The organism is Undibacterium sp. CCC3.4 (genome assembly GCF_034347425.1).
Taxonomy (GTDB): Bacteria; Pseudomonadota; Gammaproteobacteria; order Burkholderiales; family Burkholderiaceae_D; genus Undibacterium.
In genome coordinates this window covers 1,728,577-1,754,775 of the sequence record NZ_CP133779.1, presented here as the reverse complement: position 1 = coordinate 1,754,775, position 26,199 = coordinate 1,728,577, and the positions used below count along the sequence as shown (strand labels likewise).

28 protein-coding genes are annotated in these 26,199 nt (G+C 53.4%); 1 reads left to right on the top strand and 27 read right to left on the bottom strand.

Features of this window, described 5'->3' with window-relative positions:
- Positions 1-8: 8 nt before the first annotated feature.
- The 25 genes from tatA to RHM61_RS07925 all read right to left on the bottom strand — a co-directional run bounded on the left by tatA (position 9) and on the right by RHM61_RS07925 (position 22,951).
- Positions 9-239, bottom strand: a complete 231-nt coding sequence (gene tatA, locus RHM61_RS08045) for a Sec-independent protein translocase subunit TatA (protein WP_322250608.1) — start codon at positions 237-239, stop codon at positions 9-11.
- 39 nt (positions 240-278) lie between these two features.
- Positions 279-650 (bottom strand): histidine triad nucleotide-binding protein, encoded by a 372-nt coding sequence (locus tag RHM61_RS08040; RefSeq protein WP_322250607.1) that lies wholly within the window; start codon positions 648-650, stop codon positions 279-281.
- Between the two features lie 42 nt (positions 651-692).
- Complete coding sequence (locus tag RHM61_RS08035) at positions 693-1,046, bottom strand: phosphoribosyl-ATP diphosphatase (RefSeq protein WP_322250606.1); 354 nt, start codon at positions 1,044-1,046, stop codon at positions 693-695.
- Complete coding sequence (hisI, locus tag RHM61_RS08030; RefSeq protein ID WP_322250604.1) at positions 1,043-1,444, bottom strand: phosphoribosyl-AMP cyclohydrolase; 402 nt, start codon at positions 1,442-1,444, stop codon at positions 1,043-1,045. Before hisI ends, RHM61_RS08035 begins: the two co-directional genes overlap by 4 nt.
- Positions 1,441-2,205 carry an imidazole glycerol phosphate synthase subunit HisF gene (gene hisF, locus RHM61_RS08025; RefSeq protein ID WP_322250603.1) on the bottom strand — a complete coding sequence of 255 codons (765 nt, stop codon included), beginning with the start codon at positions 2,203-2,205 and terminating at the stop codon, positions 1,441-1,443. Before hisF ends, hisI begins: the two co-directional genes overlap by 4 nt.
- Positions 2,202-2,993, bottom strand: a complete 792-nt coding sequence (hisA, locus tag RHM61_RS08020; RefSeq protein WP_322250602.1) for a 1-(5-phosphoribosyl)-5-[(5-phosphoribosylamino)methylideneamino]imidazole-4-carboxamide isomerase — start codon at positions 2,991-2,993, stop codon at positions 2,202-2,204. The genes hisF and hisA overlap by 4 nt, the downstream gene beginning before the upstream one ends.
- Positions 2,994-3,055: 62 nt before the next feature.
- A complete protein-coding gene (hisH, locus tag RHM61_RS08015; protein WP_322250601.1) occupies positions 3,056-3,694 on the bottom strand; it encodes an imidazole glycerol phosphate synthase subunit HisH in 639 nt (212 codons plus the stop codon).
- A 57-nt stretch (positions 3,695-3,751) separates the two neighbouring features.
- Positions 3,752-4,348: an imidazoleglycerol-phosphate dehydratase HisB gene (gene hisB, locus RHM61_RS08010; protein WP_322250600.1), complete on the bottom strand. Its 597-nt coding sequence runs from the start codon at positions 4,346-4,348 to the stop codon at positions 3,752-3,754.
- A gap of 8 nt (positions 4,349-4,356) precedes the next feature.
- Complete coding sequence (hisC, locus tag RHM61_RS08005) at positions 4,357-5,427, bottom strand: histidinol-phosphate transaminase (protein ID WP_322250599.1); 1,071 nt, start codon at positions 5,425-5,427, stop codon at positions 4,357-4,359.
- Positions 5,428-5,472: 45 nt separating this feature from the next.
- Entirely contained in the window at positions 5,473-6,270 is a 798-nt protein-coding gene (locus RHM61_RS08000) for a site-specific DNA-methyltransferase (RefSeq protein ID WP_322250598.1), read from the bottom strand.
- 16 nt (positions 6,271-6,286) lie between these two features.
- On the bottom strand, positions 6,287-7,600 hold the full coding sequence (gene hisD / locus RHM61_RS07995) for a histidinol dehydrogenase (RefSeq protein WP_322250597.1): 1,314 nt from the start codon (positions 7,598-7,600) through the stop codon (positions 6,287-6,289).
- 42 nt (positions 7,601-7,642) lie between these two features.
- The gene (gene hisG / locus RHM61_RS07990; RefSeq protein WP_322250596.1) at positions 7,643-8,308 is read right to left on the bottom strand and encodes an ATP phosphoribosyltransferase; all 666 of its coding nucleotides are present in this window, start codon (positions 8,306-8,308) and stop codon (positions 7,643-7,645) included.
- Positions 8,305-9,558, bottom strand: coding sequence for a UDP-N-acetylglucosamine 1-carboxyvinyltransferase (murA, locus tag RHM61_RS07985; RefSeq protein WP_322250595.1), 1,254 nt, complete (start codon positions 9,556-9,558; stop codon positions 8,305-8,307). Before murA ends, hisG begins: the two co-directional genes overlap by 4 nt.
- Entirely contained in the window at positions 9,558-9,794 is a 237-nt protein-coding gene (locus RHM61_RS07980; protein ID WP_322250594.1) for a BolA family protein, read from the bottom strand. Before RHM61_RS07980 ends, murA begins: the two co-directional genes overlap by 1 nt.
- Before the next feature lie 24 nt (positions 9,795-9,818).
- Positions 9,819-10,574, bottom strand: coding sequence for an ABC transporter permease (locus tag RHM61_RS07975; RefSeq protein WP_322251067.1), 756 nt, complete (start codon positions 10,572-10,574; stop codon positions 9,819-9,821).
- Positions 10,575-10,579: 5 nt separating this feature from the next.
- Entirely contained in the window at positions 10,580-11,500 is a 921-nt protein-coding gene (locus RHM61_RS07970) for an ABC transporter ATP-binding protein (RefSeq protein ID WP_322251066.1), read from the bottom strand.
- Between the two features lie 156 nt (positions 11,501-11,656).
- Complete coding sequence (locus RHM61_RS07965) at positions 11,657-11,932, bottom strand: STAS domain-containing protein (RefSeq protein ID WP_322250593.1); 276 nt, start codon at positions 11,930-11,932, stop codon at positions 11,657-11,659.
- Positions 11,933-11,950: 18 nt separating this feature from the next.
- Positions 11,951-12,592, bottom strand: coding sequence for an ABC transporter substrate-binding protein (locus tag RHM61_RS07960; protein WP_322250592.1), 642 nt, complete (start codon positions 12,590-12,592; stop codon positions 11,951-11,953).
- Between the two features lie 93 nt (positions 12,593-12,685).
- Positions 12,686-13,453, bottom strand: a complete 768-nt coding sequence (locus tag RHM61_RS07955) for a VacJ family lipoprotein (RefSeq protein ID WP_416200221.1) — start codon at positions 13,451-13,453, stop codon at positions 12,686-12,688.
- The gene (gene mlaD, locus RHM61_RS07950) at positions 13,450-13,926 is read right to left on the bottom strand and encodes an outer membrane lipid asymmetry maintenance protein MlaD (protein WP_322250591.1); all 477 of its coding nucleotides are present in this window, start codon (positions 13,924-13,926) and stop codon (positions 13,450-13,452) included. The genes RHM61_RS07955 and mlaD overlap by 4 nt, the downstream gene beginning before the upstream one ends.
- A 123-nt stretch (positions 13,927-14,049) precedes the next feature.
- Entirely contained in the window at positions 14,050-14,820 is a 771-nt protein-coding gene (gene mlaE, locus RHM61_RS07945) for a lipid asymmetry maintenance ABC transporter permease subunit MlaE (protein WP_322250590.1), read from the bottom strand.
- Positions 14,817-15,620 (bottom strand): ABC transporter ATP-binding protein, encoded by an 804-nt coding sequence (locus RHM61_RS07940; protein WP_322250589.1) that lies wholly within the window; start codon positions 15,618-15,620, stop codon positions 14,817-14,819. The genes mlaE and RHM61_RS07940 overlap by 4 nt, the downstream gene beginning before the upstream one ends.
- Before the next feature lie 286 nt (positions 15,621-15,906).
- A complete protein-coding gene (locus RHM61_RS07935) occupies positions 15,907-17,370 on the bottom strand; it encodes a glutamate synthase subunit beta (RefSeq protein ID WP_322250588.1) in 1,464 nt (487 codons plus the stop codon).
- A gap of 62 nt (positions 17,371-17,432) precedes the next feature.
- A complete protein-coding gene (locus tag RHM61_RS07930) occupies positions 17,433-22,112 on the bottom strand; it encodes a glutamate synthase-related protein (protein WP_322250587.1) in 4,680 nt (1,559 codons plus the stop codon).
- A 140-nt stretch (positions 22,113-22,252) separates the two neighbouring features.
- Positions 22,253-22,951 (bottom strand): transposase, encoded by a 699-nt coding sequence (locus RHM61_RS07925; RefSeq protein WP_322250585.1) that lies wholly within the window; start codon positions 22,949-22,951, stop codon positions 22,253-22,255.
- A gap of 234 nt (positions 22,952-23,185) precedes the next feature.
- On the opposite strand from RHM61_RS07925, the gene RHM61_RS07920 reads away from it, so the two are divergent.
- Positions 23,186-24,865 (top strand): methyl-accepting chemotaxis protein, encoded by a 1,680-nt coding sequence (locus tag RHM61_RS07920; RefSeq protein ID WP_322250584.1) that lies wholly within the window; start codon positions 23,186-23,188, stop codon positions 24,863-24,865.
- A 208-nt stretch (positions 24,866-25,073) separates the two neighbouring features.
- On the opposite strand, the gene RHM61_RS07915 is transcribed toward RHM61_RS07920, so the two are convergent.
- Both RHM61_RS07915 and RHM61_RS07910 read right to left on the bottom strand, forming a co-directional pair.
- Complete coding sequence (locus RHM61_RS07915) at positions 25,074-25,418, bottom strand: hypothetical protein (RefSeq protein WP_322250583.1); 345 nt, start codon at positions 25,416-25,418, stop codon at positions 25,074-25,076.
- A gap of 275 nt (positions 25,419-25,693) precedes the next feature.
- A complete protein-coding gene (locus RHM61_RS07910) occupies positions 25,694-26,134 on the bottom strand; it encodes a ProQ/FINO family protein (protein ID WP_322250582.1) in 441 nt (146 codons plus the stop codon).
- Between the last annotated feature and the right edge of the window lie 65 nt (positions 26,135-26,199).

Genomic DNA, 26,199 nt, shown 5'->3' with positions numbered 1-26,199 from the left:
GCGTGCCATCAATGACCGTTTTTTTCTTTGGCATCGACATCGATCGTCGCTTTCTCAGCGACGGCAGCAGCCGGTGCAGCCGGCACAGCGGACTTATCTTCCTCGCCTTTGATACCATCTTTAAAACCCTTGACCGCTTTGCCAAGATCGGCACCGATATTGCCGAGTTTTTTAGTTCCGAACACCAGAATAACGATGACCAATACGACCAACCAATGCAAACCACTGAATGAACCCATGATGACTCCTGATGAGAGCACTGCTCTCTGAAAATACGGTTAACGTTGACCGCGCCAAGGCAAAGCCCCGCCGATCACGTGCATATGCAGATGATACACCTCTTGCCCGCCATCGGGTCCGGTGTTGATTAAGGTCTTGTAGCCACCGCTGCGCGTGCCATCTGCCAGTAGCTGTGGGGCGCAGCCGTGAGCGGCGGCCAGTTGCGGCACCAAGGCCAGCATCTTTCCGAGCAGCGCGCTGTGTTCGACGGTCGCGGCCGATAAAGTGTCGATATGCTGCTTCGGGATGATCAGCAAATGCACCGGGGCGGCCGGGTTGATATCCTTGAAAGCCAGCAAATCAGCATCCTCGTGCACGATGCTGGCAGGAATATGCTTCGCAGCGATTTTACAAAAAATACAATTTTCCATGCTCATCCTGTCAATACGGGCTAATCAGAAATAAAGTTGATGTCAGTCTGGGCCGCGCGCGGCTTTTTCAGCCAGACCGGACAAGCCTTCACGCCGCGCCAATTCATCGAGTACCTGCTGCGGATGCAAATCAAATTGCGCCAGCAAGACCAGTGAATGAAACCACAAGTCGGCGCATTCATAGAGCAGTTTCGTAGCGTCACCCGAAACGCGCGCATCTTTGGCCGCCATCACGGTCTCGGTCGCTTCTTCGCCGATTTTTTTGAGTATCGCATCGTCGCCCTTGGAAAACAGGCGCGCCACATACGATTTATCAGGGTCGCCGCCATTGGCCAGTTTACGGCTTTCGATAATTTTTGCCAAACCTTGCAGGGTAGAGTCTGTCGATGTCGTCATTTGTAAATACTTTCCGGATCTTTCAGCACTGGATCAACGGCCTCCCAATCGCCGTCATTCAAACCGCCGACAAACTGTTGGAAGAAACACGAGTGCCGGCCAGTGTGACAAGCAATGCTATCGGTTTGCTCAATTTTCAGCAACACCACATCTTCGTCGCAATCGAGACGGATTTCTTTCACGATCTGCACATGACCAGACTCTTCACCCTTGTGCCAGATTTTTTTGCGCGAACGGCTCCAGTACACGGCTTGGCCGAGTTCCACCGTGCGCGACAAGGCCTCGCGATTCATCCAGGCAAACATCAACACATCGTTGCTGCTGGCTTCTTGCGCGATCACCGGCACCAAACCTTGGTCATCCCACTTTACTTTATTCAACCACTTTGCCGCGCTCATACCAACCTCATAGGAATCTGTTGCGCCGCCATGAAGCGCTTTGCTTCACCCACTGTATGGTGGCCATAATGAAAAATACTCGCTGCCAGCACGGCATCGGCACCGCCAAGTTTGATGCCGTCGGCCAAATCCTGCAAATTGCCGACACCACCAGAAGCGATTACCGGGATCATCACCGCATCCGAAACCGCGCGTGTGAGGCCGAGATCGAAACCGGAACGGGTACCATCTTTATCCATACTCGTGAGCAGAATTTCTCCGGCCCCGAGACGCGCCATATTCTGCGCCCATTCCACCGCGTCCAAGCCAGTCGCATGGCGACCGCCGTGCGTGTAGACTTCCCATTTTCCTGGGGCCACGCGTTTGGCATCGATCGCCACGACGATGCATTGCGAACCATACTTATGCGCGGCATCGGCAACCAACTGCGGATTGGTGACGGCCGAGGTATTGATGCCGACCTTATCAGCACCGGCATTGAGCAGACGGCGCACATCAGCGACCGTGCGCACGCCACCGCCCACTGTGAGCGGAATGAAGACCTGATCGGCTACCGCTTCGATGATAGGCAAGATCAGATCGCGTCCGTCGGAAGAAGCGGTGATATCGAGAAAAGTAATCTCGTCGGCCCCTTGGGCATCATAACGGCGGGCGATTTCAACCGGATCACCGGCATCGCGCAATTCTTGAAAATTGATCCCTTTGACGACCCGACCAGCGGTCACGTCGAGGCAGGGAATAATACGTTTGGCCAGTGTCATTCGAACTCTACTTCGGCGCTGTCGTCGCCACTGAGGATATCGGCACGCAGCTGCGCGCTACCAAGGTCGAGCGTGCCTTCGTAAATCGAACGACCGCAAATGACGCCGCTAATGCCTTCACTTTGCACCGCGCACAGGGCTTCGACGTCGGCCAAATCGTGCACACCGCCCGAGGCGATGACCGGAATGCTGACCGCTTGCGCCAACTTGACGGTGGCCTCGATATTCACGCCACCCATCATGCCGTCACGGCCGATATCGGTGTAAATGATCGCTTCGACGCCGTAGCCTTCGAATTTCTTCGCCAGGTCAATCACTTCATGACCCGATAACTTACTCCAACCATCGGTGGCAACCTTGCCATCTTTGGCATCGATACCGACAATGATTTGGCCCGGAAAGGCGCTGCAGGCATCCGCCAAGAAACCGGGGTTTTTGACCGCCGCAGTACCGATGATGATATAAGACAAACCGTCGTCGAGATAACGTTCGATGGTGTCAAGATCACGAATACCACCGCCGAGCTGGACTGGAATCGCTTCGCTGCCGGTTTCTTCGGCATAGTCGCGCACCGCCGCGAGGATCGCTTTGACTGCCGCTTCGTTCTTCGGTTTGCCGGCGAAAGCGCCGTTGAGATCAACTAAATGCAAGCGCCGCGCGCCCTGGCGCAACCAATGCCGTGCCATTTCGGCCGGGTCATCGGAAAATACGGTGGCTTGGTCCATATCACCTTGTTTAAGGCGTACGCAGTGACCATCTTTGAGGTCGATAGCAGGAATGAGCAACATGATTAAAAAATTTTAAAGTACTACATAAAAAATAACACCGCCCGAGGCGCAGAACTACCGCTTCAAGGCTTCCAGTTTACAAAATTCTTATACAGTTGCAAGCCGGCCGCAGCACTTTTTTCCGGATGAAACTGCGTGGCGAAGATATTATCGCGTGCCACGGCGGCGGCAAATGGCTGGCCGTAATCGGTCAGACCAACGGTATGGTCGCTGATTTCCGGCTGGGCATAATAACTGTGTACAAAATAAAAATATTCTTCGTCAGTAATATTATTCCACAATGCATGAGCACGGGCTTGCCCTACCCGGTTCCAACCCATTTGCGGTACTTTGAAGCGCGAGCCATCGTCTTGCAAGCGACCTTCGAGCGCAAAACGCGTGACTTTACCGGGCAACAGACCAAGCCCAGGGGTATCACCTTCTTCACTGACATCAAACAACATTTGTTCACCGACACACACGCCGAACATCGGCTTGTTGCGCGCCGCCGTCATGACGGCTTGCTGCAAACCCGAGTCACGCAGACTGCTCATGCAGTCGGGCATCGCGCCCTGCCCCGGCAAGACCAGGCGGTCGGCACTGTCTATATCGGCCACCAAACCCGAGATCAGCACCTGCGCTTCCGGTGCCACCGCGCGCAACGCTTGGGCGACCGAACGCAGATTGCCCATACCATAATCGACTACGACAATTTTATTCATAAAGGTTTCACTCGCAGCGCCCGCAGCGCCGCCTTGACTTCACACTCGGTTCAACAATTAAAGACTGCCCTTGGTCGATGGAATCGTGCCGGCGGCACGCACATCGTGTTCCGCCGCCATACGCAAGGCACGACCGAAAGCCTTGAACACCGTTTCACATTGATGATGCGCATTTTCGCCGCGCAGATTATCAATATGCACACTGACTAAGGCATGGTTGACGAAGCCCTGAAAAAATTCACGCGTTAAATCGACATCAAAGCCACCGATCATCGAACGGGTAAACGGGATATGGTACTCCAAGCCAGGGCGACCGGAAAAATCGATCACCACGCGCGACAGTGCTTCATCGAGCGGCACATAGGCATGACCATAACGACGAATGCCCTTTTTGTCACCCATCGCCTGCGCCACGGCTTGTCCCAGTGTGATCCCGACGTCTTCCACCGTATGGTGGGCATCGATATGCAAGTCGCCGACGGCTTCGATATCAAGATCAATCAGACCATGACGGGCAATTTGGTCAAGCATGTGATCGAGAAACGGCACACCGGTATTGAGCTTTTGCACACCCGTGCCGTCAAGATTGATCGCCACCCGGATCTGGGTTTCGTTGGTGTTGCGGGTTACGGCCGCAATGCGTTGAGTTGGCATGTTCATTTTTATGGCAGAGACGCTGCAAAAGCAGCTGAAAAAAGGGCATTTTCTTCCTGATTACTGACCGTAATACGCAGACAGTTTTCTAGCAGAGCATGCATTTTACCTACATTTTTGACTAAAATTTTGTGTTTCAACAATTTGGCAAAGACTTGTTCAGCATTCGCAACACGAATCAGCAAAAAATTTGCCGCAGAGGGGAACACTTCCACACCCGGCAGGGCGCGTAATGTCGCGGTCAGCGCTTCACGCTGTCGGCACAATTCGGCCGCTTGCGCATTGAGTACTTCAACATGGCGCAACATGAATACGGCGCTCGCCTCGGTCAGAACGTTAATGTTATACGGTGGCCGCACCTTGTCAAATTCTTTCATCAACTCATTGTCGCCAGCCATATAGCCGAGTCGTATCCCGGCCAAGCCCAGTTTGGAAACGGTACGCATGACGACCAGATTCGGGAATTGCGCCAAACGGTCCATGAAACTGACTCCGGCGAACGGCCCGTAGGCTTCATCGACGACGACTATGCCACTGCTGCCGACGGCTTGGAGAATGGCGACGATGTCGGCGGCATCGAACAGCGTACCGGTCGGGTTATTCGGATACGCCAAATAGGTGATGACCGGACGATGTACGGCGATGGCAGCCAACATGGCGGCGGCATCGAGCGTGAAATCGGCGTTCAAGGGCACGCCGACAAACTCCAGCCCGGCGAAACGCGCCGACATCGCATACATCACAAAGCCAGGCACGGGCGCGAGCACCTTGGCACCGGGCCGGGCACACGCTTGCGACAAGATGGCGATCAATTCGTCGGAACCATTCCCGAGCACGATTTCACGCCCAGCCGGTACCGCCAGTTGCTCAGCGATCAAGGCTTTCAGACCGACATACGAGGGCACCGGATAACGGTTGAGCGGCAGTGCCGCCAAATGCTGGGCTAATTCAGCCTGCAGCGCCGCTGGCAAGGGAAATGGATTTTCCATCGCATCGAGTTTGACGTAACCATCGGAAGATGGCACATGGTAGGCCGACAAAGCGGCGATTTCAGGACGGATGATCTGTTTGATACTCACTGTTTACTCCATGCAGTACGGTATAAAAAACGGCCGAGCTCAGGATCAATCGGCCAACACCACCGGTGCGGCTATCGACCTCGGGCAAACCTGCAAGGCCAGCCGGCTCTGTATCATGGCGCAATACTCGACATTGAGTTCAAAGCCGACAAAATCACGCCCACAACGTTTGGCAGCGACAGCGGTGGTACCGCTGCCCATGAAGGGATCAAGCACAACGCCGCCGGGTGGGCAGGAAGCTTTGATCATACGCTCGATGATTTCCAAAGGTTTTTGGGTCGGGTGCGCTTCACGTTCGGCGTGCTCGCGATGTAAGCGCGACACACTCCAGATATCTTTAGGATTAAATCCCAGTTCCAGCCATTTGGCACCTTCAAAAATTTTCCGGCTGCGCGCTTTTTTAGTCACGGCATCATAGGGAATTCGGATCGCATCGAGATCAAAATAATAATCTTTCGCTTTCACGAAGAAACCTATACTGTCGTGCACCGAGGAATACTTGCGCACGCTGCCACCCATCGACGGTACCCGTCTATCCCAAATGATTTCATTCATCATCGTCAGCCTTTGCTTGAGCATGACAAACACTTCGGGCGAATACCGCCAGCTCAAGAACACATACAGGCTGCCGTTGGGTTTTAATTTAGGCAGGGCCAAATCGACCCAGGCCGTCATCCACAACAAATACTCGGCCGCTTCCATTTTATCGGAATCATTGCCGTAATCTTTACCCAGGCCATAAGGCGGGTCAGCCAACAGTAAATCGACGCTGGCGTCAGGCAAGCGCGCCAGACCTTGCAAGGCATCTTCGCAAAAAATCTGATTGCGCCACGGCGCGCTCATCGCCCTATTCTCATCATCAAAGCAAACGCAATTCGGCGCTGCGCGCATGCGCCGGCAAGCCCTCGCCATAGGCTAATTCGACGGCGATTTTTCCCAAGCTTTGCGCACCTTGTTGGCTGACATGGATGATAGACGAGCGCTTCTGAAAATCATACACACCCAAGGGTGAAGAGAAGCGCGCCGTGCCGGAGGTCGGCAACACATGGTTAGGGCCGGCACAATAATCCCCCAGTGCTTCGGAGGAATAACGTCCCAAAAACAAGGCACCGGCATGGCGAATTTGATCGGCCCATTGTTGCGGCTGCAGGGCAGAAATTTCCAGATGTTCGGCGGCGATGCGGTTGGCGATTTCGCAGGCTTGCTGCATATCGCGCACCTTGATCAAGGCACCGCGGTTGGCCAGCGATACCGCGATCACCGCTTGCCGCGGCATGCTTGGCAACAGCTTGGCGATACTCGCTTCGACGGCATCGAGATAAGCAGCATCGGGACACAGCAGTATCGATTGTGCCAGTTCGTCATGTTCGGCTTGCGAAAACAAATCCATCGCCACCCAATCAGGATCGGTGCTGCCATCGCACAGCACCAAAATTTCCGATGGGCCGGCGATCATATCGATGCCGACGATACCGAACACGCGACGCTTGGCGGCAGCCACATAGGCATTGCCTGGACCAACGATTTTATCCACGGCCGGAATGGTAGCGGTGCCATAGGCCAGCGCAGCAACCGCTTGCGCACCACCGATGGTAAACACCCGGTCGACGCCGGCAATTGCAGCAGCAGCCAGCACCAATTGATTTTTCACGCCATCGGGCGTCGGCACCACCATGATGATTTCAGACACGCCCGCAACCTTGGCCGGAATCGCATTCATCAACACCGAAGACGGATAAGCAGCCTTGCCACCGGGGACGTAAATACCAACCCGATCGAGTGGCGTGACTTTTTGCCCCAGCACGGTGCCATCGGCTTCGGTATAACTGAAGCCGGCCGAGCCGCATTCAGTCTTTTGAATTTCATGATAGGCACGCACGCGCGCAGCGGCTGCTTCGAGCGCAATGCGGCGCGCGGCCGGCAATCCCTGCAAGGCCGCCTGCAATTCTGCCTGCGGTACTTCGAGTGCGGCCACGCTGCTGGCTTGCAAACGGTCGTAGCGCTGCGTCGCAGCCAATACGGCGTGGTCGCCATCGGCCTTGACGCTGGCCAGTATCTGCGCCACCGCTTGCTCAATGGCGGCATCTTCGGTCGCTTCAAAGGCCAGCAGCTGCGTCAGTTGCCGGGCAAAATCGACATCGCTCGTGTCCAGTCGCTTGATCATGTTTCCCATGCTTCTCTCTCGAAAATACTGTCCGGCCTGGCCGGACCAAGTTCAGTTACCGGCTTGTGCCGCCGCCAGTGAAGCGCTTTCGAAGGCAGCCAAAATCGGCTGCAAACGCTCGCGTTTCATTTTCAAGGCAGCCTGGTTAACCACCAGGCGCGAAGAAATTTCCATGATGTGTTCGACTTCGACCAGATTATTCGCGCGCAGCGTGCTGCCGCTGCTGACCAAATCGACGATGGCATCGGCCAGGCCGACCAGCGGCGCCAATTCCATCGAACCATACAATTTGATTAAGTCGACGTGCACGCCTTTGCTGGCGAAATGCTCACGCGCCGTTTCGGTATACTTGGTCGCCACGCGCAAGCGCGCCCCCTGACGGACCGCCGTGGCATAGTCAAAACCGGCCGACACCGCTACCGACATGCGGCATTTGGCGATCTGCAGATCGATAGGCTGATACAAACCTTCGCCGCCATGTTCGTGCAAAACATCTTTGCCGGCCACGCCGAAATCGGCCGCACCGTATTGCACATACGTTGGCACATCGGAGGCGCGCACGATGATCACGCGCAGCGCCGGGTCATTGGTCGCCAAAATCAGCTTGCGCGATTTTTCCGGATCTTCCAACACGCGAATACCGGCGGCTTCCAACAAGGGCAGGGTTTCTTCAAAAATACGTCCTTTGGACAAAGCCAAAGTTAATTGTGCACTCATGCTTTCACCCGCTGTATTTGTGCGCCGACGGCGGACAATTTAACTTCCATACGATCGTAACCGCGATCGAGATGATAAATCCGGTCGATCACGGTTTCGCCTTCGGCCGCCATAGCGGCAATCACCAGCGACGCCGAAGCGCGCAAATCAGTCGCCATCACCGGCGCGCCGATCAATTTATCGACACCGGTAACCATGGCGGTATGACCTTCGATTTCAATTTTGGCACCGAGGCGATGCATTTCCGGTACATGCATGTAACGATTTTCAAAGATCGTTTCAGTGATACAACTGCTGCCCACGGCGATGCAATTCATGGCCATGAACTGGGCTTGCATATCGGTAGGAAAACCTGGGTATTCAGTGGTGCGAAAACCGATCGCTTTCGGCCGGCTGCTCATTTGCGCACGAATCCAATCCGGACCGCTGGTCAGAATCACCCCGGCTTCGCGCAACTTGTCGAGAGCGACATCGAGGATGTCGCTGCGTGTGTTGCGCAAAATGATGTCGCCACCGGTAGCGGCCACCGCACACAGGAAAGTCGCGCTTTCGATGCGATCGGCGATCACGGTGTGGCTGGCACCATGCAAGCGCTCCACCCCTTCAATCACCAAACGATCCGTGCCGATGCCGCTGATTTTCGCGCCCATGGCCACCAGCAGATTGGCCAGATCAGTCACTTCCGGCTCGCGCGCGGCATTTTCCAGTATCGTCACGCCATCGGCCAGTGTGGCGGCCATCAGTAAATTTTCAGTACCGGTAACGGTGATCATATCGGTCACCACACGCGTGCCTTTGAGACGCTTGGCGCGCGCATGAATATAGCCGGCTTCGATGCTGATCTCGGCACCCATGGCTTGCAAACCCTTGATATGCTGATCCACCGGACGCGAACCGATGGCGCAGCCGCCCGGCAGCGACACCTTGGCTTCGCCGAAGCGCGCCAACAAAGGACCGAGCACCAGAATCGAGGCGCGCATGGTTTTGACCAAGTCATACGGGGCTTCAAAACGATCGACCGCGCTACCATTGAGCACCATCACACCGTTTTCTTGCGTCGCCTTCAAACCCATCTGACGCAATAATTTCAGCATCGTGCTGACATCTTGCAGCGATGGCACATTGTGCAACACCAGCTCATCGGCCGTCAGCAAGCCGGCGCAGAGTATCGGCAAGGCGGCATTCTTGGCCCCGGAAATGCTGATCTCGCCATTGAGGCGCGAGCCGCCTGTAATCAGTAATTTATCCATTATGCAGCATGCTCTTCAGGAGTCAGGGTTTTCATCGACAAGGCATGAATCTCGGCGCGCATGCGCTCACCCAGCACGGCATAGACGATCTGATGCCGGGCAATCAGGCGTTTGCCAGCGAAAGCAGACGACACGATGAGGGCCTTGAAATGCTGACCGTCGCCCTCGACTTCGAGATGCGTGCAATCTAAGCCGGCCGCGATGTAAGCATGAATTTGTTCAGGAGTAGGAAACACAGCGTATCTTTCTAAAACTTGAAATTAGTGACGTAATTTATAACCGCGCTTGAGCATCTGCACCGCAATCGTCGTCAGGATCAGGAAAAAACAGCCGACCACAATCAGGCTATTGACGGGATCAACGTCGGACTGACCGAAAAAGCCGTAGCGAAACCCATCTATCATATAAAAAAATGGGTTGAAGCGGGACAAGGTCAGCCAAAATGGCGGCAGCGAATGTATCGAATAAAACACGCCCGATAAAAACGTCGCCGGCATGATTAAAAAATTCTGAAATGCCGCGAGTTGATCGAACTTTTCGGCCCAGATGCCGGCGATCAAACCCATCGTGCCCAGCATGGCAGCGCCAAGTAAAGCGAACAAGGCGATCCAGCCAGGTGCGACGAAATGCAGATTGGTAAACCATACCGTAACGATGAACACCCCGCCGCCAACCGCCAAACCACGCATGGTGGCCGCCAGTACATAGGCACCGAACAATTCCCAGTGTGACAACGGCGGCAAGAGCACGAACACCAGGTTACCGGTGATCTTCGATTGAATCAGTGAGGACGAGGTATTGGCAAAGGCATTTTGCAAAATACTCATCATCACCAAGCCCGGCACCAAAAAAGCGGTGTACCGCACACCCGGGTAGACTTGCACATGCGCATCGAGCACATGACCGAAAATGAGCAGATACAACAAGGCCGTCATGATCGGGGCAGTGATGGTTTGCGTCGCCACTTTCCAAAACCGCAAGACCTCTTTATACAACAGGGTATTGAAACCAGTCATGTTCATCATTGTGCGCCTTCCATAATTTGCAGAAAGACATCTTCAAGATCTGCCTGGAGTAATTGTAAATCTTCAATCTGACAACCGGCTTGACGGAATGCCGCCAACATACCTTCGACTTGATTGTAGTCAGTCACGCGCAACACAAACTGGCGCTGCTCGGCCGGCGTTTCATGCGTCACGATTTGCTCGCGTAAAGTCGGCGGCAAGGCGATGTTGCCGCCGGAAGCCAGCGTCACGCGCAATTGCGAACCGGAGATACGGTTAATCAAGGCTGCCGTGGTATCGAGCGCGACCACTTTACCACCCTTGAGCATGGCGATACGATTACACAGTGCCTGTGCCTCTTCGAGGTAATGCGTGGTCAACACCACGGTATGCCCTTCGCGATTGAGGCGGGCAATGAATTGCCACAAACTTTGGCGCAATTCGACATCGACCCCGGCGGTTGGCTCATCGAGCACAATCACCGGCGGTTTGTGAACCAGTGCCTGCGCCACCAAGACGCGCCGCTTCATGCCGCCCGAGAGCGCGCGCATATTGGTATCGGCCTTATTGGTCAAGTCCAGATTGTGCATGATCTCATCGATCCAGCTGTCATTGTTCTTGATGCCGAAATACCCGGATTGCATGCGCAGTGTTTCGCGTACCGTGAAAAACGGATCGAATACCAATTCCTGCGGCACCACACCAAGCTTGCTGCGGGCTTGGCGATAGTCGGTGACGACGTCATGCCCCTGCACCGTAATATTGCCGGCATCGGCACGATTCAGACCGGCCAGGATAGAAATCAGCGTGGTCTTGCCGGCCCCATTCGGACCAAGCAAGCCGAAAAATTCGCCTTCTTCTATCGTCAATGACACGCCATCCAAGGCTTGCAGCGATTGGTAACGTTTTTGTATATTATTTATTTGTATCGCGGCCATATGGTGTGCTCGCATGCTCGCACTTACGTGCTCTATAGGGGTGAGGAGGAAGAACGTTTCGTCAATAATGACGAAACCTTTGATTATAGGGGATTTTCGGTCCGGGAACCGAATCGGTGGCGCGGAAACTTTCCCGCGCCGCCACATTGACGAGCGTCAATGTCGTTCTGCAGCCACCATCTGGAATTGCCCGCTCAAACCGTACAGAGCAATCAAGCTTTGCAATGCGGGTGGGGCTGCATGAAATTTCAATAACTTTTTCTCTTGCAAGGCATAGCGCTGCCAAGCAATCATGACCGCGACCGCGGCAGAATCAACGCGCTCGAGGCCAGACAAATCAAAATCGGACGCGCCGGCAGTCAGCGCGGCGATACCGGCATCGACTGCCTGACGAGCATTCTCTTGGGCCAGCTGACCGCTCAGTTTGTACACAACATCACCTTTTTTTGATTATTTGGCGGCGGCTTTATTCGGTGTTGCTGCCAGCTTTTTATTTTTTTCTGCCAAAGTTTTGATCAAACCATCAATACCGGTTTTACTGATTTGCTCGGTAAACGTACCCTTGTAGGTTTCCACCAACCAAGCACCGAGCACATTGATGTCATAAATTTTCCACGCGCCGGCAGTTTTAGCCAAGCGATAATTGAGCTGTATCGGCTCGCCGCGGCTCTGTATCACTTGCGAACGCACTTCCACTTCGGTGTCTTCCGGTGCCGCACGCATAGGCTTGAATTCTACCCGTTGATCGCGGATTTGTGAGATCGCGCCAGAATAAGTGTAGACCAGCAGAGTACGGAACTCGTTGCTCAACTGTTTTTGCTGTTCCGGCGTGGCATCGCGCCAGTTTTTACCAGCCGCCAGCGAAGTCATGCGTTGGAAATCGATGTAAGGCAGAATTTTCGCTTCCACCATGTCATACACACGTTTCTGATTACCGGCTTGGATATCTTTATCGCTTTTAGCGACGTCGAGAATTTCTTGGCTCAAACGCTTGACCAACTGATCCGGCGCTTCCTCAGCAGCCAGACTGCTACCCATGAATGCCAAACTGGCAAAGGCGAAGAGAAAAATTTTACTGATGAGTGTTTTCATATTAAATCCTTTCAAGCGGTACCACACCGCCAGTTGACAGCCGCGACGGCGGCATCACTGTGTTACGTTTGTTATGACAATCGCTAAACAAGATCAATCTTGGTTAGGATTAATTTGACTGGCTCGGCGCTGCAAATACGCATCGCGGATAAATACATACCGGTCGAGTGCCGCCTCTTCGATTAAAGAGCCGGCATCAAGAACGGATGCCCGCTTGTCGACCAAGCGCACCAAACTGCCCGTATTGCGAATATACACAGGCTTATAATACGACCAAGCATCGCCATAATAATCAAGCGGTGTGGCGACGGCATCACGCACCGTCGTCGGTCCGAGCACCGGCAAGACCAGATACGGTCCCGAGCGCACGCCCCACACCCCAAGTGTCTGGCCAAAATCTTCTTTGTGCTTACTCAAACCAGCCGGCGAACCGATGTCAAGCAAGCCCGCCAACCCGAAGGTAGAATTGAGCGCCACCCGCATGATATCGGAACTGCCGTCACCTACTTTACCCTGCAATAAATTATTGAGCGCCGTGTAGATATCACCGATATTGCCGAAAAAATTGCCGACGCCGGTTTGCACGAACGACGGCGTGACATTTGCGTAGACTTGCGCGACTGGCTTGAGCACGGCTTGATCGATCGCATCATTGAAATCAAACATAGCGCGATTGAAGCCTTCCAACGGATCGCGCGGATTCTGGCCGATATTGGTCTTGGTACCGATGGTATCGAGCGCCTTGTCAGCCTTGGTCTTGATTTTCTCAACCGAAACGGTGCTACAAGCGCTCATCGAGAGCAAGGCTAAGACCGCGACGAAGCTGCGGCTGCCAGTAAAAAGTGTTGTTATTGTTTTCATTTTTTCCCATCCGAACTACTGTCGGTTGCTTTGCTAAATAAGAACTGACTGATCAGATTTTCCAGTACTACGGCCGATTGCGTCATTTTAATTTTGTCACCTGCGACCAGATTTTGGGTATCGCCACCTGCTTCCAGACCGATGTATTGCTCGCCCAATAAGCCGGCGGTCAGAATTTTTGCCGAGGTATCTTTCGGAAACTGGTAACGCGTTTCCAATTGCATCGTCACGCTGGCTTGAAAGCTTTTGTCATCAAACGTGATTGCCGACACCCGCCCAACCACCACACCGGCACTTTTCACTGCCGCGCGCGGCTTGAGGCCGCCAATATTGTCGAAACGGCTGACGACAGTATAGGTCTTTTGCAAGGATAGGGAGCTCATATTGCCAGCTTGCAATGCCAAGAATAGCAAGGCTGCCGCTCCCAGAATCACAAACAAACCGACCCAGAAATCCAATGATTTTTTTTGCATGTTTTTCCTCTGTGCCCCCACTTGGGAGCGCAATGATTATTTGATACCTGCCGCGTCACTACGCTGCGTGTTCATCTGGAATCCTGAGCGGCAGAACGGAGTCGGCGGCAAAGGCTCCCAGGCTTACTGAAACATCCAAGCTGTCAGCAAGAAATCGAGCCCCAGCACCAGCAAAGACGAAATCACGACGGTGCGAGTGGTAGCACGTGCCACGCCTTCCGGCGTAGGCTGCGCTTCATATCCCTGAAACAGCGCCACAAATGTGACGGCAAAACCGAACACCACACTCTTGATCACGCCATTGCCGATATCTTGCCACACTTCCACACCGGCCTGCATTTGCGACCAGAACGCGCCATTATCAACCCCGATCAGCTTCACGCCAACCACATAACCGCCGATGATGCCCATAGCATTAAAGATGGCCGTCAAGATCGGCATGGCGATAATGCCGGCGATGAAACGTGGGGCCAAGACGCGGGCGATCGGGTCAACTGCCATCATTTCCATGGCCGCCAACTGCTCGCCGGCCTTCATCAAACCGATTTCCGCCGTCAGCGAGGTACCGGCCCGACCGGCAAACAGCAGCGCCGTCACCACCGGACCGAGCTCACGCGTGAGCGACAAAGCGACCAACAAACCGAGCGCCTCTTCCGAACCGTAACGATTCAAGGTGTAATAACCCTGATAGCTGAGCACGAAGCCGACGAACAGCCCGGAAATGGCGATGATCACCAAAGAATAATTACCGATGAAGTGAATCTGATCGGTCACCAGACGTGGGCGCCGCCACAAGCCGCGTGCTGCCGCGGCGATGGTGACGAAACTCCGGCTGGCATAGCCAAGATCGGAGGCCAGCTCACGCACCCGGCGTCCTATGCGTTCTATGATCATGGCTGTCCTTTCAAACCGAGATCGTCGGCCAGCGCCAGCCCCGGATAATGGAACGGTACCGGTCCATCGGCTTGGGCATGCACAAACTGCCGCACATACGGATCGTCCGAGGCCAACATCTGCTGCGGACTGCCCTCGGCCACGATTTTCCCCTGTGACAGGAAATATACGTGGTCGGCGATGGCAAACGACTCATGCACATCATGCGATACCAAAATTGAGGTCGAACCCAGCGCATCATTGAGACTGCGAATCAAATTCGCCGTCACGCCCATAGAAATCGGGTCGAGTCCGGCGAACGGCTCGTCATACATGATTAACTGCGGGTCGAGCGCGATAGCGCGCGCCAACGCCACGCGGCGCGCCATACCGCCGGAAATTTCGGCCGGCATCAACTGTGCTGCATTGCGCAATCCGACCGCCTGTAACTTCAGCATCACCAAGTCGCGGATCAAACTCGGCGTGAGGTCGGTATGCTCGCGCAATGGAAAAGCGACATTCTCGAATACACTCAAATCGGTAAACAGCGCACCGTGCTGAAACAGCATGCCCATCTTGCGGCGCATCTGCTGCAAACCAGCTTGATCGAGTTGCGCCACCTCTAGCCCATTGACTTGCACACTGCCGCTACCGGCGCGGATCTGCCCGCCTATCAGGCGCAAAATGGTGGTCTTGCCGGAGCCGGAACCGCCCATCACAGCAATCACTTTACCGCGTGGAAAATCCATACGGAGTCCGGACAAAATAGTCCGCTCTCCATAGGCAAAATGAACATCGCGAAGTTCTACGAGATTTGACACGTCAAAGTATGGTGTTTTGCAAAAGCTAGATTGTAATGCAGAACGCGAGAAGAAGTGTTGACGTTAAGAATATTAAAATATCAAGGATTTGCCGATAATTCTTATAAATACTATTTATTCCAAATATTTAACGTCAAAATTATTAAAATGCAGAATTTAGATCATTTTTTTATTTTGCAGAGCACAAAAATTAATGAATTCTGGGTCATTAATTGATGATTTTTGTATCAAGCATTCAAAAAAACTGACGAAGTTCTTGGCTTTACTAAGAACTTCGTCACGCCACTCAACGTGGTAAGTCTGATGCACCCATCAAAAACAGGTCGACTTCGCGCGCGCACTGACGACCTTCGCGGATCGCCCACACCACCAAGGACTGGCCGCGCCGCATATCTCCGGCCGCAAACACCTTGGCCACATTGGTCTGATAACAATCAGGGCCATCGGTACTGGCCTTGGCATTGCCACGGCTATCTTTCTCGACGCCGAAGGCCTCGAGCACTTGCGCCACCGGTGACACAAAGCCCATCGCCAGCAAGACCAAATCAGCCTTCATTTCGAATTCAGAGTCGGCCACTTCCTGCATCTTGCCATCTTTCCATTCGACGCGGCAGGCGATCAGCTTCTCGACCTTACCAGCCTTGCCTTCGAGACGCTTGGTCGCGACCGCCCAATCGCGCTCACAACCTTCTTCGTGCGACGAGGAAGTGCGCAGCTTGGTCGGCCAATATGGCCACACCATAGACTTGTTTTCTTGTTCCGGCGGTTGCGGCAACAATTCGAACTGCGCCACCGATTTGGCACCATGGCGATTCGAGGTGCCGACACAATCGGAACCGGTATCGCCGCCGCCGATGACGATGACATTTTTGGCCGTCGCCATGATCTGATCTTTCACCTTGTCGCCGGCATTGACCTTATTTTGCAAAGGCAGGAAATCCATCGCGAAATGCACACCCTTGAGCTCGCGCCCCGGCACTGGCAAATCGCGCGGTGTTTCAGCACCGCCGGCGATAACGACGGCATCAAACTCTGCTTGCAACTGCTCGGGCGAAATGCTTTCTTTCGACCAGTTGGTGATGGTGCCAGGAAAATCTTTACCGACCAAGACGCCGGTGCGGAAAATCACACCTTCGGCCTGCATTTGATCGACGCGACGATCGATATGCGATTTTTCCATCTTAAAGTCAGGAATACCATAACGCAGCAAACCGCCGACCCGATCATTCTTTTCAAAAACCGTCACCTCATGACCTGCACGGGCAAGCTGCTGGGCAGTTGCCAATCCAGCCGGACCGGAACCAACCACGGCGACTTTTTTACCGGTTTTCTGCAAGGCCGGTTGCGCTTTCACCCAGCCGTTTTCCCAACCCTTGTCGATGATGTAATGCTCGATCGATTTAATTCCGACCGCATCATCATTAATTCCCAAGGTACAGGCCGATTCACACGGTGCCGGACAAATCCGGCCAGTGAATTCCGGGAAATTATTAGTTGAATGCAAAGTCTCCAGCGCCGACTCGACATTCCCGCTGTACACCAAATCATTCCAATCAGGAATGATGTTGTTGACCGGACACCCATTATTACAGAATGGAATCCCACAATCCATGCAGCGCGCCGCCTGTGTCTTGGCTTGACTATCGTCGAGATGGACCAGAAATTCTTTGTAATGCTTTTTGCGTGATTGCGGCGCTTCGCTTGCTTCTTGCAAACGCTGAAATTCCATGAAACCCGTTACTTTACCCATTTTTCACCTCAAATCGTTGCGGGCGTCTGCCCGGTTTATTCTGTTCTGCCAGCACCAGCGGTTCAGGCCGCGGCCTTGGCAGTGAGCTGTTTGGCCGCATACATTTCAGCCAGTGCACGCTTGTACTCAGTCGGGAAGACCTTGATGAACTTGGCGCGACTACGCGCCCAATCATCGAGCAAATTGCGCGAACGGGTGCTGCCGGTATGTTTGAAATGCCGCTCGATGAGATCACGCAGTATCGCTTCATCGGTCTCGCCTTCACCACCACGCAAGCGACTATGCCAAATCGAACGATCGACGGTCGCCACCTGCACATCGCCGGCCAACACCGCTTCCAGCGTCACCATGCTCAGATTGCAGCGCGCTTCGAATTCGCCTTCCGGGTCATACACATAGGCGATCCCGCCCGACATGCCGGCGGCAAAATTGCGTCCGGTTTCGCCCAACACCACGACCGTACCGCCCGTCATGTATTCACAACCATGATCGCCCGTGCCTTCGACTACTGTCGACGCGCCCGAGTTACGTACCGCAAAGCGTTCGCCGGCCACGCCATTGATGAATGCTTCACCGGAAATCGCGCCATACAAAACCGTATTACCGCAAATGATGTTATCGACGGCACGGCCACGGAATTCCGTATTCGGACGAATAATGATGCGACCGCCCGACAAGCCTTTACCGACGTAATCATTACCCTCGCCCACCAAATCCAGCGTCACGCCATGCGCTAAGAAAGCACCGGCCGACTGACCCGCCGTACCTTGCAACTGGATGTGAATGGTATCGTCCGGCAAACCGGCATGACCATACTTCTTGGCCACCATGCCCGACAACATACTGCCAACGGTGCGGTTACGATTCTTGATCGGCGAAATAAACGATACTTTTTCACCGCTTTCGATTGCCGATTTAGCTTGGGCAATCAACTTGTTATCGAGCGCTTTATCCAAACCATGGTCCTGCACATCGACATGACGGATCGCCGCATCGGCAGCCACTTCGGGACGGAAGAAAATCTTGGAAAAATCAAGGCCCTTGGCTTTCCAATGTGTCACGGCGCTCGACTTATCGAGTAAATCTACCCGACCAATCAACTCGTCATAGCTGCGCACTCCAAGCTGGGCCATGATTTGACGCAGTTCTTCCGCGACGAAGAAGAAGTAATTAACCACATACTCAGGCTTACCGGAAAATTTCGCGCGCAATACCGGATCTTGCGTCGCGACACCGACCGGGCAGGTATTGAGGTGACATTTACGCATCATGACACAGCCTTCCACCACCAAAGGCGCGGTGGCGAAGCCGATTTCATCGGCACCGAGCATGGCGGCAATCGCCACGTCACGCCCGGTTTTCATCTGACCATCAGCCTGTACCCGTACTCGCCCACGTAAGCCGTTGAGAACCAGAGTTTGCTGGGTTTCCGCCAAGCCGAGCTCCCACGGCGTACCAGCATGCTTGATCGACGACAAAGGCGACGCACCGGTACCGCCATCATGACCGGCAATCACCACGTGATCGGCTTTAGCTTTCGACACACCGGCGGCGATGGTACCAACCCCGACTTCGGAAACCAGTTTGACCGAGATCGATGCTTGCGGGTTCACATTCTTCAAATCGTGAATCAACTGCGCCAAATCTTCGATCGAATAAATATCATGATGCGGCGGTGGCGAAATCAAACCCACGCCCGGCACCGAGAAGCGCAACTTGGCAATGTATTCCGACACTTTATGGCCTGGCAATTGACCGCCCTCACCCGGTTTGGCACCCTGGGCCATCTTGATCTGGATTTGATCGGCCGAACTCAGATATTCGGTCGTTACACCGAAGCGGCCGGAAGCCACTTGTTTGATACGCGAGCGCAGCGAATCACCATCTTGCAAAGGGATGTCGACTTCAATATGTTCGCGCCCGATCACCGAAGCCAAAGTAGCACCCTGCTTGATCGGAATACCCTTGAGTTCTTGGGTGTAGCGCGCCGGATCTTCGCCGCCTTCGCCGGTATTCGATTTGCCGCCGATACGGTTCATCGCAATGGCCAGAGTCGCATGCGCCTCGGTACTGATGGAACCGAGCGACATCGCGCCGGTGGCGAAACGTTTGACGATTTCCTTGGCCGGCTCAACCAAATCGAGCGCGATAGCCTTGGCCGGATCGATCTTGAATTCAAACAAACCGCGCAAAGTCATGTGACGCTTCGATTGATCATTGATGATCTGAGCGTATTCTTTGTAGGAATTATAGTTATTGGCACGCGTCGAATGCTGCAACTTAGCGATCGCGTCGGGCGTCCACATATGGTCTTCACCACGTACGCGGAAGGCATATTCACCGCCGGCATCGAGCGCATTGGCCAGTACCGGATCATTGCCGAAAGCGAGCTTATGCAAACGCAATGCTTCCTCGGCCACTTCAAACACGCCTATGCCTTCAACATTCGAAGCCGTGCCTTTGAAATACTTCTCGACCAAAGATTTATTGAGCCCGATGGCTTCGAAAATCTGCGCCCCGCAATACGACATATAGGTCGAGATGCCCATTTTCGACATCACCTTCATGAGGCCCTTGCCGACTGCCTTACTGTAATTGTAAATCGCCACATCGGCCGTCAAACCAGGCGCCAGTTGTGGTGCCAGCGCCGCCAGTGTTTGCATGGCCAAATAAGGATGAACGGCTTCAGCACCGTAACCGGCCAGCAGTGCAAAGTGATGCGTCTCACGCGCCGAGCCGGTTTCCACTACTAAGCCGGTGTTGGTGCGCAGACCCTTGCTGACCAAATGCTGATGCACAGTCGAAGTAGCCAGCAAGGCCGGGATCGCGACGAAATCAGCACTCATCTTGCGATCGGTAATGATCAAAATGTTATGACCGGATTTCACTGCATCGACGACCTCGGCACAAATTGAGGCCAGACGTGCTTCGATACCATCTTTGCCCCAGGCCACCGGATAGCAGATATCGAGTTCATACGACTTGAATTTGCCGCCGGTATTGGCGCTGATATTGCGCAGCTTGGCGATATCATCAAAATTAAGTATCGGTTGTGAAACTTCCAAACGCATCGGTGGGTTGATGTTATTAGTATCGAGCAGATTCGGTTTCGGACCGATGAACGACACCAGCGACATCACCATCGCTTCGCGAATCGGATCGATAGGCGGATTGGTAACTTGGGCAAACAATTGCTTGAAGTAGTTGTACAAAGGCTTGAGTTTGTTCGACATCACCGCCAAGGAGGAATCATTCCCCATCGAGCCGAGCGCTTCTTCACCGGCCACCGCCATAGGCGTCATGAGGAACTTGATATCTTCCTGGGTATAGCCGAAGGCTTGCTGACGGTCGAGCAAACTGTCGGCCGTCGGTTGTGCATCGGGCGTACCTTTGAGTTCATTGAGCTTGATCCGTACCGACTTGATCCACTGCTTGTAGGGCTTGGCATTGGCGTAGGTATCTTTGATTTCTTTGTCATCGATGATGCGGCCAGCTTCCAAATCAATCAAGAACATTTTGCCTGGTTGCAGACGCCATTTTTTGATGATTTTCGATTCAGGAATCGGCAACACGCCCGATTCCGATGCCATCACCACTAAATCATCGTCGGTGACGATATAACGGGCCGGACGCAAGCCATTGCGATCAAGCGTACCACCGATTTGACGACCATCGGTAAACGCCATCGCCGCCGGACCGTCCCACGGTTCCATCATGGCAGCATGATATTCATAAAAGGCACGGCGGTTTTCATCCATCATGCCATGATTTTCCCAGGCTTCCGGGATCATCATCATCATCGCTTGAGCGATAGGATAACCGGCCATCACCAACAATTCGAGGGCATTGTCAAAACTGGCGGTATCGGACTGGCCTTCAAAAATCAAAGGATACAATTTTTGCAAATCGTCGCCAAGCACAGCCGATTTCATCACGCCTTCGCGCGCGCGCATCCAATTGAAATTGCCTTTGACGGTATTGATCTCGCCATTGTGCGCAATCATGCGGTATGGGTGAGCCAGCGGCCATTCTGGGAAAGTGTTGGTAGAAAAGCGTTGATGTACCAATGCCAGCGCGGAAACGCAGCGTGGATCTTGCAAATCCTTGTAGTACACGCCGACCTGATCGGCCAGCAACAAACCTTTGTAGACGATGGTGCGAGCGGACATGGATGCAACAAAATATTCTTTGCCATGGATCAGTTTGAGCGCTTCGATTGCATGCACAGCCGATTTGCGGATCACATACAATTTACGCTCAAGCGCATCGGTCACCATGATGTCCGGACCACGGCCGATGAAAATCTGCCGTATCAGCGGTTCTTTTTCGCGCACCGTCGGCGACATCGGCATAGTGCGGTCGACCGGCACATCGCGCCAGCCCAACACCACTTGGCCTTCGGTACGCACGGCGCGTTCGATTTCCTGCTCGCAGGCCAGTCGTGAGCCATGTTCCTTAGGCAAAAACACCATGCCCACGCCATATTCACCCGGCGGTGGCAAAACGATGCCCTGTACCGCCATTTCTTCACGGTAGTATTGATCTGGAACTTGAATCAAGATCCCCGCACCATCGCCCATCAAGGCATCGGCACCGACGGCACCGCGGTGATCGAGATTCTTTAAAATCAGCAAACCCTGATCGACGATCGCATGGGTCTTCTTACCCTTGATGTGGGCGATGAAACCGACGCCACAGGCATCATGTTCGTTGGAGGGATCGTATAAACCTTGGGCTTGCATAGCTATCTCCGGAGGGCAAAAGTGGAAGTCTGTCCCAGAGGATAGTGCACTGCAAAATAAAGTTCAACAGAAATAATTAGGGTCAGAGTTAATTAAAATTACCCTATTTTATTTTAATTTTTTATTAGGGTCAGAGTAGATTATGCAGGTGACACCAGCTTACGCGGCCGGCCGCGCTTGTGCGGCTGCAAACGCCGCGCCGTCAGCTTAGCCATCTCTGCCTCAAAGCTTGCTGAGCCGAGCAACCAAGCCTTGTGCGTGGCCTCGCGTAGCAGTGCGAGTTGCTGCTCCGTTATGCCTTGCTCGAGCAAGTGCTTATAATTGGCTTCGCGTTGAAATGGCGTATTGCCCATAGCCCAGAACAGCGGGTGATCGGCGACCAGCGCATCATTGCGAAGTCCAATATGGTGGGCATAACTGGACCACTGATACGCGGCGGCATCACTGACCAAACCCGCGCGCACCGGATTACTTTCTATATACAAGCTACAAGGGAAGAAATACAAACTCGGATCCAGCACGGTGGCTTTGTAGCGCCCCTGCCACAAACTGCCACTACGCAAATATTTACGATTGAAATGCGGTACGTAATAGCGCCCCAACCACTGCATCAGTTTGGACAAACTTGTTGCTTCTTGTGGGGTAACTAAGAGATGAAAGTGATCGGGCATCAACACATAGGCATGGATCGCGATGCCGAAGTGACGTGCGCCCTGCAGTAAAGAGGCAAGAAACACTATATGGTCGTCATCATCACGAAACAAGCGTAAGCCATCATGACTCGATTGCATCACATGGTGCAGCGCATGGGGAATAAGGAGACGAGGCAGTCGGGCCATGGCGATCCCAAATCGCTCATTGTAAAACAAGCAAAGACAGGCAGCGGACTAATTTTCCAGGAGAGACGTAGGAATCATGCATCTCGTGGGCAAATATTATGTAGACTAAAGCGCATATTGTTGCTAACTGGTACCATAATGACGCTCTGAAGATGTAGCACGCCAATAAGCTGGCCAGACCATTGAATCAACGACCCCAACCACGCCTGCGAAAGACAGGCACCGGAGCCCACCATGACAGCATTCTTCAATCGTTTATCCGTAGGGCAAAGATTAGGACTGGGTTTCGCCTTGGTCTTATGTCTCGCACTGTTCACGACAGCAATTGCTTTCTTCCAACTGTCCCAAGTTGCGGCCGAAACCGAAGCCTTGATGAAAGAACCGCTGACGACCGAACGTTTGGTCAGCGATTGGTACCGCAACATCCACACCGGCATACGCAGAACCAGCGCGATTGCAAAAAGCAGCGACGAATCACTGACTCCTTTTTTTGCGGCAGATCAAGCCGAATCGACGCGCACCTCGGCTATTTTGCAAAAAGAAATAGAAGAGCACATGCAGTCGGATAAAGAAAAAGCCTTACTTAAAGAGATAGGCGAAGTCCGGCAAAGCTATGTCAACGGGCGCGCCAAAGTCGTTGCGTTAAAAAAGGAAGGCAAGACCGACGAAGCCAATCAGGCGCTTGAGCAAATATTTATTCCTGCTTCGGTCGGCTATGTCAAAAAGATTGAAGAAATGCTGCTGTTACAACGCGCGCAAATCGATCAAGCTTCACAAGAAATGCAACATTCTTCGCAGCAAAGTCGTCTGCTGCTGATGATCTTATCTGCCATCGCCGTTGCACTGTCCGCCTTGTGCGCGTGGTTAATCACCAGTTCGATCACCAAACCCTTGCATGAAGCCACAGGCTTAGCGGAACAACTGGCCCGCGGTGATTTGACCGGGCAAGTCAAAGTCACACGCGATGATGAAATCGGCTTATTGATGAAGGCCATCAATGGCATCAGCAGTGGCTTGAGTGAAGTCATTGCCGAAGTGCGCAGTGGTACAGAATCGATCAATGTGGCCGCCGGGGAAATTGCCTCCGGCAATGCCGACTTATCGGCCCGCACCGAATCGCAAGCCAGCTCGCTGGAAGAAACCGCCTCATCGATGGAAGAATTGACCGCCACCGTGCGGCAAAATGCCGACAATGCCCAGCAAGCCAATCAATACGTGGTTTCGGCCAGCAGCGTGGCAGTCAAAGGCGGTGAAGTGGTCCATCAGGTAGTGGAAACCATGGGTTCGATCAAGGCCAGTTCCAATAAAATCGTCGATATCATTTCCGTGATTGACGGTATCGCCTTTCAAACCAACATTCTGGCGCTCAACGCCGCAGTCGAAGCCGCCCGGGCCGGAGAACAAGGCCGTGGTTTCGCGGTCGTGGCATCGGAAGTGAGAAACTTGGCGCAACGCAGCGCCTCGGCCGCCAAGGAAATCAAAACCCTGATCGACGATTCAGTCGGAAAAGTGGAGCATGGCAGTAAGCTCGTCGATGTCGCCGGTACGACCATGCAAGACATCGTCGGCAGCGTGGCCAGGGTTGCCACCATCATGGCCGAAATCAGCGCTGCCAGCCGCGAACAAAGTGCCGGAATAGAACAAGTCAACCTCGCGGTCACGCAAATGGATGAGATGACGCAGCAGAATGCCGCGCTGGTGGAACAAGCCGCCGCCGCGGCCGAAAGCATGCGCGACCAAGCCGGCAAACTCTCGCACGTGGTGGCGCAATTCAAAACTACCCACCCAAGTTCAGCAGCGCCGGCTGGCAGCTTGAAAAGCCATGCCAGCCGACCGGCCACACGGCCGGCCACTCGGCAAATCAGTCAGAGTGCACGCAAATCAGCAAGCGATCAGAGTTGGGAAGAATTTTAATCCCCGCATGACTGTTTGAGCCAAAGCACGCGCAAGCTGTGCGCGTGCTTTTTTTGCTGCTACGCTGAACAACTTAATGGATCGTCGCAAGCGACGATGGAAAAGACTCTGGAAGGGGTTTGCATCCCCTCCCATCGCGTCGCTCCTTCGTCGCTCACCGGCCTGAAGGCCGGGGTTTCAAACCCTAGTCAGATTTTTGATGAAGTCTTTACAAATAAGCGCCAGCGAATTCATGCTTAGGCGCTTTGAAGCGGAACACACTGAGTGCCTTGGCGGCATCCGGCACCGCACGTACTTCAGGCACCCCGCTCATTAATTCGGAAATACGGCTTTTCAATGCTTTAGCCTGAGTGGCGAGCTTGAAATGGGCTGGGCGTGTCGTTTGCACGATGCTCCAGCGAACGATCGCTGAAAGCTTACTGTGATCGAGCAAACCAAGCTCACTCAGCCATTTTTCAAATGACCGCGAAGGTAAATCGCTGTCTATCCAAATCAAATGTTCCGAGCTCATCTTTTGCTTGTCAGCGGGGCGCACTAAAATTTCATAAATCATTTTCAGACTCCTAAAGGTGGAGCTTCGCGGCATAAAAACGACTGGCAAAGTTCCTTTAGGGTAAGAAACGAATCAGTGTGGCAATCCGTTGACATGAATAGTTACAAATCTCCAGAAATATTTATCTAAAGCTATAAAAATGTTATAAAAAGTTAACATATCGGCTTCATTAACTGATTTTTATTATATTTTTATAAATTATAGCTAAAAAAATGGCCCGCACTGTCGGCGAGCCAGAGGCTATCAGGCTGGCAATCAGGCCAGCATAGTCATATTTATTTAGCGAATTTCATTGCTAATTGATTCATTTTTTCTGCACGTCTTTTCGTCGCTTCCAACTCCGCCGCTTCAAGCTGACGCAATCGGTCGAATTCAGCCTGCGCCTTGATCCGTTCGGCATTCTTCTTGGCACGCTCGTTGAGCAACTGCTGCGCATGGGCGCGATGCGTATCGTTGATCTCTTCCTTAGGATTGCCATCGAGATCAAAACGCGTCGCTGAGGTCAGCGTTTTTTGCAGGTAGCGCGAAGATTTGGTGTGATACGTCAGCGCCAGACGCAATATTTTCAAGCTGGTTTCGGGCAAACGTTCGATGATCTGCTTATCTATACCTATCGCGAGCGGGTCGTTACGCTGAAATACAGGAAAGCTTTTCTTCAAGCTGTTGAGCAGTTCCTGAGCGGCGGAAACGGGGAGAGTCGGGCTTTTGTTGGTCATGAATAAATAGAACAGGCATTTACGAGAAGGCAAAGCATAACATACCGCCGTGGCGGCGCTTTCGA